This is a genomic window from Nonomuraea zeae (genome assembly GCF_005889725.1).
Lineage (GTDB): Bacteria > Actinomycetota > Actinomycetes > Streptosporangiales > Streptosporangiaceae > Nonomuraea > Nonomuraea zeae.
Genome location: NZ_VCKX01000450.1, coordinates 1 through 7,322, shown reverse-complemented (window position 1 = coordinate 7,322; position 7,322 = coordinate 1). Strand labels below are relative to the sequence as shown.

Below are 7,322 nucleotides of genomic sequence, written 5' to 3'. Positions count from 1 at the left end.
GCGGGACGCTGCGGGTGGGGTCGTTCGCCACCGCCAACGTCGATCTGGTGCCCGGCACGCTCAAGCGCTTCGCCGAGCGGCGGCCGGGCGTCGAGCTGCGGCTGGTCGAAGGGCTCACCTCGCGGCTGATGGACCGGCTGGCCGCGGGCGCGCTGGACGTGGCCGTGATCAGCGACTACCCGGCGGGGCTGCCCGCCGAGGGCGCGCGTACGGTGCTGCTGCGCGAGGATCGGCTGCTCGTCGCGCTGCCCCGCGGCCACCGGCTGGCCGCGTACGAGGACGTGGACCTGCGGGACCTGGCCGAGGAGACGTGGATCGAGGCCGCGCCGCGCGGGCAGCCGACGCTGCTGGTGACCGCGTGCGCGGCGGCCGGGTTCACGCCGCGCAGCGGGATGCGGGTGGCCGAATGGTCGGGCAAGTTCGGGTTCGTCGCCGCCGGGCTGGGGGTGACGCTCGTTCCCGAGCTGGCGGCGCGGGCCGTACCGGGGGATCTGGTGCTCCGGCCGCTGCGCGGAATGGCCCCCGCGCGGAAGGTGTACGCGGCCCTACCCGGAACGCCACTGCCCGCCGCGCTGGAGCTCGTCGAAATGCTGGGAGAATGGAAGGTGTGTACGACGGTTTCGCCCACTTAAGCCCAGGTCTGCTCGCGACCGGGCTACGTGACGTGACGACCGACCTGTCGGCGCTCGACGGCGAGGGCTGGTGGGCCGTCGTCGTCGACTATGAGGGCAAGGTGACCTGCGCCCGGTTCGACCGGGTGCGGGAGGCGCCCCTGCCCGCACCCGCGGGCCCCTGGCACGGGCCGGGCCCCGTCCAGTGGCACAGCTCGCTCGACCGGCCGGCCTACGAGGCCGGCGTGCGCGCGATCCGCGACCACATCGAGCGCGGCGAGGTCTACCAGGCGAACCTCTGCCGCGTCCTGACCGCCCCGCTCCCGGCCGATGCCGAGCCGCTCGCCCTGGCCGCCCGGCTCGCCGAGGGCAATCCCGCACCGCACGCGGCCGTGATCCAGGTGCCGGGGCTGAGCGTGGTGTCGGCCTCCCCGGAGCTCTACCTGTCCCGTGACGGCGACGTCGTGGAGTCCAGGCCCATCAAGGGCACCGGCGTGACCGCGGCCGACCTGCTGGAGAAGGACTACGCCGAGAACATCATGATCGTCGACCTGGTCCGCAACGACCTCGGCAGGATCGCGGCCGTCGGCTCGGTCGAGGTGCCGTCGCTGTGCGCGGTCGAGGAGCACCCCGGGCTCGTCCATCTCGTCTCCACCGTGCGCGCCAGGCTGGCGCCGGGGGCGGGCTGGCCGGAGCTGTTCGCGGCCACTTTCCCGCCCGGCTCTGTCACGGGCGCGCCCAAATCGTCGGCTCTGCGGATCATCAATGAGCTCGAACCAGCACCCCGCGGGCCGTACTGTGGGGCCGTGGGCTGGGTTGACGCCGACCGAGGCAGGGCGGCGCTGGCCGTGGGCATCAGAACATTCTGGATCTCGGCAGGCGAGATCCGGTTCGGCACGGGAGCGGGCATCACCTGGGGCAGCGACCCCGGGCGCGAATGGCTCGAAACCGAGCTCAAGGCAGCCAGGCTCATCGCACTGGCATCCACAGGAGGAATCTGAATGAACATCCCTGTCTGGGTCAACGGGGAACTGATCGACCCCGCGCAGGCCACCGTCTCGGTTTTCGACCACGGACTGATGGTCGGCGACGGCGTGTTCGAGACCATCAAGATCGTGAACGGCAAGTCGTTCGCGCTCACCAGGCACCTCGACCGGCTCACGCTCTCGGCCCAGCGCATGGACCTGCCCGAGCCGGACGTCGACGCGATCGCCGACGGCATCGCCAGGTGCCTGGAGGCCGCGCCCGCCTGGACGCTCGGCCGCATCCGCGTCACCTACACCAGCGGCCGGGGCCCCCTCGGCTCCGACCGCGGCGACCAGGGCACCACCTCCGTGGTCATCGTGGACGAGCAGAAGTCGTTCCCCGCCACCGCCGACGTCACCGTCGTCCCCTGGCCGCGCAACGAGCGCGGGGCCCTGTCCGGCGTCAAGAGCACCTCCTACGGCGACAACGCCAAGGCCCTGCTGTACGCCAAGAGGCGCGGCGGCGGCGAGGCGATCTTCGGCAACCTGGCCGGCAACCTGTGCGAGGGCACCGGCTCCAACATCTTCGTCGTGCGCGACGGACGCCTGCTCACCCCCACCCTGGAGTCCGGCTGCCTGGCCGGGGTCACCCGGGCGCTGGTGCTGGAGTGGTGCGGCGGCGAGGAGATCGACGTGCCGCTGCAGGCCCTGTACGACGCCGAGGAGGCGTTCCTCACCTCCACCACGCGCGACGTCCAGCCGATCAAGCTCGTCGACGACACGGTGCTGCCCGCCGCGCCGGGGCCGATCACCACGAAGGCCATGCGGATCTTCGCCGAGCGCTCTGCCGCCGACCTGAACCCGTGAGCTAGTCTCGTGCCTCACAACTGAACTTGCGAGGCATACGTGGCAGTCGGTCCGCTTCGCCCGGGAGATCCTGCGGCGGTGGGAGAGTTCCGCATCGTGGGCCGGCTCGGCCAGGGCGGCCAGGGCATCGTCTATCTGGCCGAGTCGCCCGGTGCGGGGCAGGCGGCGGTCAAGGTGATGACCGGCGGCATCGACCGCACCTTCGCCAGGGAGCTGGCCGCCGCGCGGAAGGTCGACGAGTTCTGCACGGCCCGCGTGATCGTCGCCGACCTCGACCACGATCCGCCGTACGTGGCGGCCGAGTACATCGACGGCCCCGCCCTGGCGACGGCGGGGCCGCTGAGCGGGTCGGCGCTGACCCGGCTGGCGCTCGGGACCGTCACCGCCCTGGCCGCCATCCACCGGGCCGGGGTGGTGCACAGGGACTTCAAACCGGGCAACGTGCTGCTGGGCCCCGACGGGCCGCGGGTGATCGACTTCGGCATCGCCCGGCTGGCCGACGCCACCTCGACGCGGGGGTCCTCTTCGGGGACGCCGCCGTACATGGCACCCGAACAGCTGTCCGGGCAGCCCGTGGGGCCCGCGTGCGACATGTTCGCGTGGGGCTCGACGATGACGTTCGCGGGCACGGGGGCGCCGCCGTTCGGGCGGGACACGTTCGCGGCGGTGGCGTACCGGATCCTGCACGAGGAGCCGGACCTGGGCGGCTTACCCGAGCCGCTGCGCGGGATCGTGGCGCGCTGCCTGGCCAAGGACCCCGCGCGGCGGCCCAGCGCCCGTACGGTGCTGCTGGAGCTCCTGGGGGAGCCTGACACGGCTCCTGAGCCCGGCATGGACCTCAGGCCCGCCGCCGGGCCTGGGGCCGCTTCGGGGGACGGGGACGTGGCGGTGCTCAGCAGGGGCGCCGTGGCCGCGGCCGGGGTGCGGCCGGAGCCGGGGCGGGTGTCGCGCCGGGCGGTGCTGCTGGGGGCGGGCGCGGTCGTGAGCGCCGCGGCGGTGACCGGCGGGGTGCTGTGGTGGCGCCTGCCACGCGGCGGGCCGTCCCAGACTGCCGGCTCGGCCACCTTAGGCGTGAGCGGCACCCGGGGCGTGACCGGAACCCCAGGCGTGAGCGGCACTCCGAGCGTGAGTAGCACCCCGGGAGTCATTCCGAGCGGCGCTCCGGAGGTGACCGGCACCTCCACGGAGGCCGTGGAGGCGCCAGTCAGCGCCCCGCCCGCGAGGGGGATGAGCCTGGCGATCGCCATGCAGGGCGCGATCGCCGTCGCGCCGCTGGCCGATCTGACGTTCGAGGGCGGCCTGACGCAGAGCTCCTTCCACGGGACGGGCCGCGGCCGGGTCCGCTACGACGCCGACGGCAGCTACAGCGTCGGGAGCTGCGACTTCGCCGTGCGGATGGCCTCCGACGAGGGCACGCTGAACATCACGGTGCTCAACACCGGTGGCACCCGCGACACCTACCTCAACGGACACCGCACCTGGAAGGACCCGGACGGCGCCAAGCAGGCCTACATCGACATGCTCGTCGTGATGGCCGGGATCGGCGTCATCCTCGAACTGGTGGGGCAGGCCGGGCAGGTCAACCGCTCGGGCCGCCGCTACTCGGGCGGCCTCGAAGCCGGCGGCCTGCCGACCGCGATCAAGGAGCGCCTGGGGGACATGAGCGGCGGCGGGGCCGAGCGGCTCAAGGGCACCCGCGTCACCTGGCGGCTCGAACTCGACAAGCGCAACCGTCCCATGTCCTTCGAGCTGGCCTGGTGGGTCGCGATCGAGGGCACCGAGCTCTCCTCCACGTTCACCACGACGTTCAGGAACTGGCGCGACGAGCAGATCACGCGGCCCGGCTGAACGCGAACGGCCGCGCCCCCCGGTAACGGGGGCGCGGCCGGAGGTCCTCAGGGAGATCAGTACGACTTCTGGGTCTGGACGTTGAAGTCGTCCATCTTGACCTGCTTGGCCGGATCGGTGAGCGGATCGTTGATCTGCAGCACGTCCAGTCCTTCTCTTATGTCGCTGGAGTAGATGTAGCCGTTGTAGTAGTAGGCCGACCACGAGCCCGCGATGCCGCCCCCGGGGAACGGCGGGCGTTCGAAGTAGCCGATCTCCTTGGGGTGGGCCGAGTCCGTGAAGTCCCAGATCGACACGCCGCCCTGGTACCAGGACTGGACCATGATGTCCTTGCCCGGCACCGGGATCAGCGAGCCGTTGTGGGCCACGCAGTTCTCCTCGGCCTGCTGCTCCCTCGGGATCTTGAAGTAGCCGCGCCGCTCCAGCTTGTTGTTCACGAGGTCGTAGACGGCGTCGGCGCCCTTGGTGACGGGCGTGTTGCCGTCGCACGTGGCCTGGCCGCCGCCGCCCAGCTCGTCGCTGAACAGGACCTTGGTGGCGTCGTTGTTGAACGTCGCCGAGTGCCAGATCTGGAAGTTCTCGGTGTCGGTGATCTGCTGGAGCACCTTCGGCTTGACCGGGTCGGAGATGTCGAGCAGCACGCCGTCGCCGAAGCAGGCGGCCGCGGCCAGCTTCTTCTCCGGGTAGGCGGTGATGTCGTGGCAGCCGGAGGCGAACTCGGAGTGGTGGCGCTCAGGGAAGATATCCGGCTTCGCCACGATTTTTGCGGACTGAGGGGACTTTGTCGGGATCTCCACGATCTGGATGAGCTCGTGGGGCGGCGGGCACGTCTTCGACTCGGGCTCGGGGCCGGGGGAGGAGACGTACACGTACAGCGTTTCGCCGGCCGGCACCATCGTGTGCGTGTGCGAGCCGCAGTCGGTCTGGACGGCGCTGACGTACTTCGGGCTCTTCTTGTCGCTGACGTCGAAGATCCGCAGCCCTTCCCATTCCTGGCCCTCGCCGGAGTCGCACTCCGGGCCGCCGCGCGGCTCGTCGATCGACAGGACGAGCAGGTCGCCGTGGATCGTGACGTCGTTCTGCTGCGCCGGGCAGGCCACCTGGCTGACGATCGCGGGCTTGGCCGGGTCGCTGATGTCGTAGATCGAGAACCCGCCGAAGTTCCCCACGTACGCGTAGTCGCCCTGGAAGGCCAGGTCGGTGTTGAAGTCGCCCTCGCCGTTGAACGGGGCGGTCCTCGGCACGTGCGCGACGTGCTTGACGTTGTCGCTCGTCATCACCTCACCCGAGGGCGACGCGGCGGTCGTGCCGGCCGGCGCGCTGGTCTGCTGCGTCGTGGTGGCGGGCGCTGGAGCACCGGCCGGCTGCTGGCCCGACGCGCACGCGGAGGTCAACAACAGCACCGTACACAACACCGCTCCGCGCAACTTGGCAGAGATCAACGCCCATCCCCTTTGTCTCGTAGCTCACTATGGAAGCTATGTCAGGAGGTTCGCCGCTGCGTACGGTCTTCATCACAGTTGTGACCACAATTGCCCTCGCCGCCTGCTCGCCGGAGCGCAGCGAGCCGTCGGGTCCTTCGGCCATCGGCACGGAGGCGCCCGTCATCGTGCCGGGCAGCCCTGGTGCGGGGGGTCGTACGGCCTCACCGGGGGAGCGGGTCGGGCAGACGCCCGCGCCGACGGTGGCCTCGGACGTACGTTTCGCGGAGGCCATGATCCCCCACCACCGCCAGGCGCTGGAGATGACCTCGCTGGTCGAGGACCGCACCACCACGGCGTCCATCCGCTCGTTCGCCCGCTCGATCACCGCCGCCCAGACCCCGGAGATCAAGGCCATGACCGGCTGGCTCGCCGAGCTGGGCCGCAGCGCCCCCGCCCAGCACGACCACGGCGGGGCGGAAGGGTACGGCATGGCGACCGAGCAGCAGCTGAACGCGCTGCGCGCGGCCGAGGGAACCGTCTTCGACCGCCTGTTCCTGCAGCTCATGACGAGACATCACGAGGGTGCGGTGCGGATGGCGGGGGAGGAGCTGGCGACCGGCCGCGACCAGCGCATGCGGCTGCTGGCCAAGGATGTGTACTCGGGGCAGAGCATCGAGATCGCCCGCATGCGCCAGACCCTGGAGTCGCTCCCGGCGTGAGCGCGCGCGACTGTCAGGGGATCGGGTGCCGTACAGGCCGAGACGGCCCGCCGGCACCCGCCGGGTGGAGCCGCGAGGAAGGGGGACCGGGGGTCAGGACGGCCAGAGCATGTTGGTCAGCTCGGCGTCCAGATCCATGAAATCGGTCTCCCGGCCCGCGGGCACCTTCTCGTAGGTGCGGTGCAGGAACTCGGTGAGCGGGGCCAGCGGTACTTCGAAGAGCGCCTGCCCGAACGGCGACGTGAGGCTGATGTGCAGCGTGCGTTCGCCGTCGGCGCGTGCGGGCCAAACCTGCACGTCGCCGTCGCCGACACGCCTCACGATGCCTACTGTCAGCAGTTCGCGAGCAAAGATCCACTCGACCGGTTCGTCGTTCCCTACGTGGAAGGCCATGCGGATGGCATAAGGATCGTCGGCTGTGTAACTCAGTCCGGCGAGCAGGGGGACGGTAGTACGGTCGGGGACCACTAGCCGAAGGCCAAGCTCGGCGGAGACGGTGGTGCTGTTCATCGTCAGCCAAACCTTTTCGTCGTAGGTCCCCTCTTCGGGGCTTTCACTGCTCTGACGGACTTCGTCCTGAGCTATGACGCGGAACGAAGAAACCTGTAGGAAAGATTCCGCTCCAAGGGCCTTCTGTAACGCACATCACAGCTGGACATTTAGGCATCTACCAGGCTAAACGGCATCAATCGGGTCGTATTTACAAGGGTTTTGCGTACTGAGGAGCCTGCCCCGGCGCGCCGACCAAGAACGTTTCTTGTCAAAAGATCGAGACCGATGACTGCCGGAACACGACGATGGTATGCCACCGACCCGTCGTGCCGATGGGCAACCGCCGCGTTTCACCCGAATCCCTCTGGCGCGCCCGCCGCCGGCCCCCCGATAGCC

At 70.4% G+C, this 7,322-nt stretch carries 7 protein-coding genes; 5 read left to right on the top strand and 2 right to left on the bottom strand.

The window, feature by feature from the left end; translation table 11 throughout:
* The 4 genes from ETD85_RS58475 to ETD85_RS58460 all read left to right on the top strand — a co-directional run.
* Positions 1-632, top strand: a 632-nt coding sequence (locus tag ETD85_RS58475) for a LysR substrate-binding domain-containing protein (RefSeq protein WP_138698444.1), incomplete at its 5' end; no start/stop codon positions are given.
* A complete protein-coding gene (locus tag ETD85_RS58470) occupies positions 599-1,612 on the top strand; it encodes a chorismate-binding protein (protein WP_138698443.1) in 1,014 nt (337 codons plus the stop codon). The genes ETD85_RS58475 and ETD85_RS58470, both read left to right, overlap by 34 nt.
* Entirely contained in the window at positions 1,613-2,443 is an 831-nt protein-coding gene (locus ETD85_RS58465; protein ID WP_206059559.1) for an aminotransferase class IV, read from the top strand.
* Positions 2,444-2,521: 78 nt separating this feature from the next.
* On the top strand, positions 2,522-4,291 hold the full coding sequence (locus ETD85_RS58460) for a serine/threonine-protein kinase (RefSeq protein WP_170247431.1): 1,770 nt from the start codon (positions 2,522-2,524) through the stop codon (positions 4,289-4,291).
* Between the two features lie 56 nt (positions 4,292-4,347).
* Here ETD85_RS58460 and ETD85_RS58455 read toward each other — a convergent pair whose 3' ends face one another.
* Positions 4,348-5,685 (bottom strand): LVIVD repeat-containing protein, encoded by a 1,338-nt coding sequence (locus ETD85_RS58455; protein ID WP_476739312.1) that lies wholly within the window; start codon positions 5,683-5,685, stop codon positions 4,348-4,350.
* Positions 5,686-5,813: 128 nt separating this feature from the next.
* On the opposite strand from ETD85_RS58455, the gene ETD85_RS58450 reads away from it, so the two are divergent.
* Positions 5,814-6,434, top strand: a complete 621-nt coding sequence (locus ETD85_RS58450; RefSeq protein WP_240780111.1) for a DUF305 domain-containing protein — start codon at positions 5,814-5,816, stop codon at positions 6,432-6,434.
* 93 nt (positions 6,435-6,527) lie between these two features.
* Here ETD85_RS58450 and ETD85_RS58445 read toward each other — a convergent pair whose 3' ends face one another.
* Entirely contained in the window at positions 6,528-6,944 is a 417-nt protein-coding gene (locus ETD85_RS58445; protein WP_020547189.1) for an SsgA family sporulation/cell division regulator, read from the bottom strand.
* Positions 6,945-7,322: the final 378 nt, after the last annotated feature.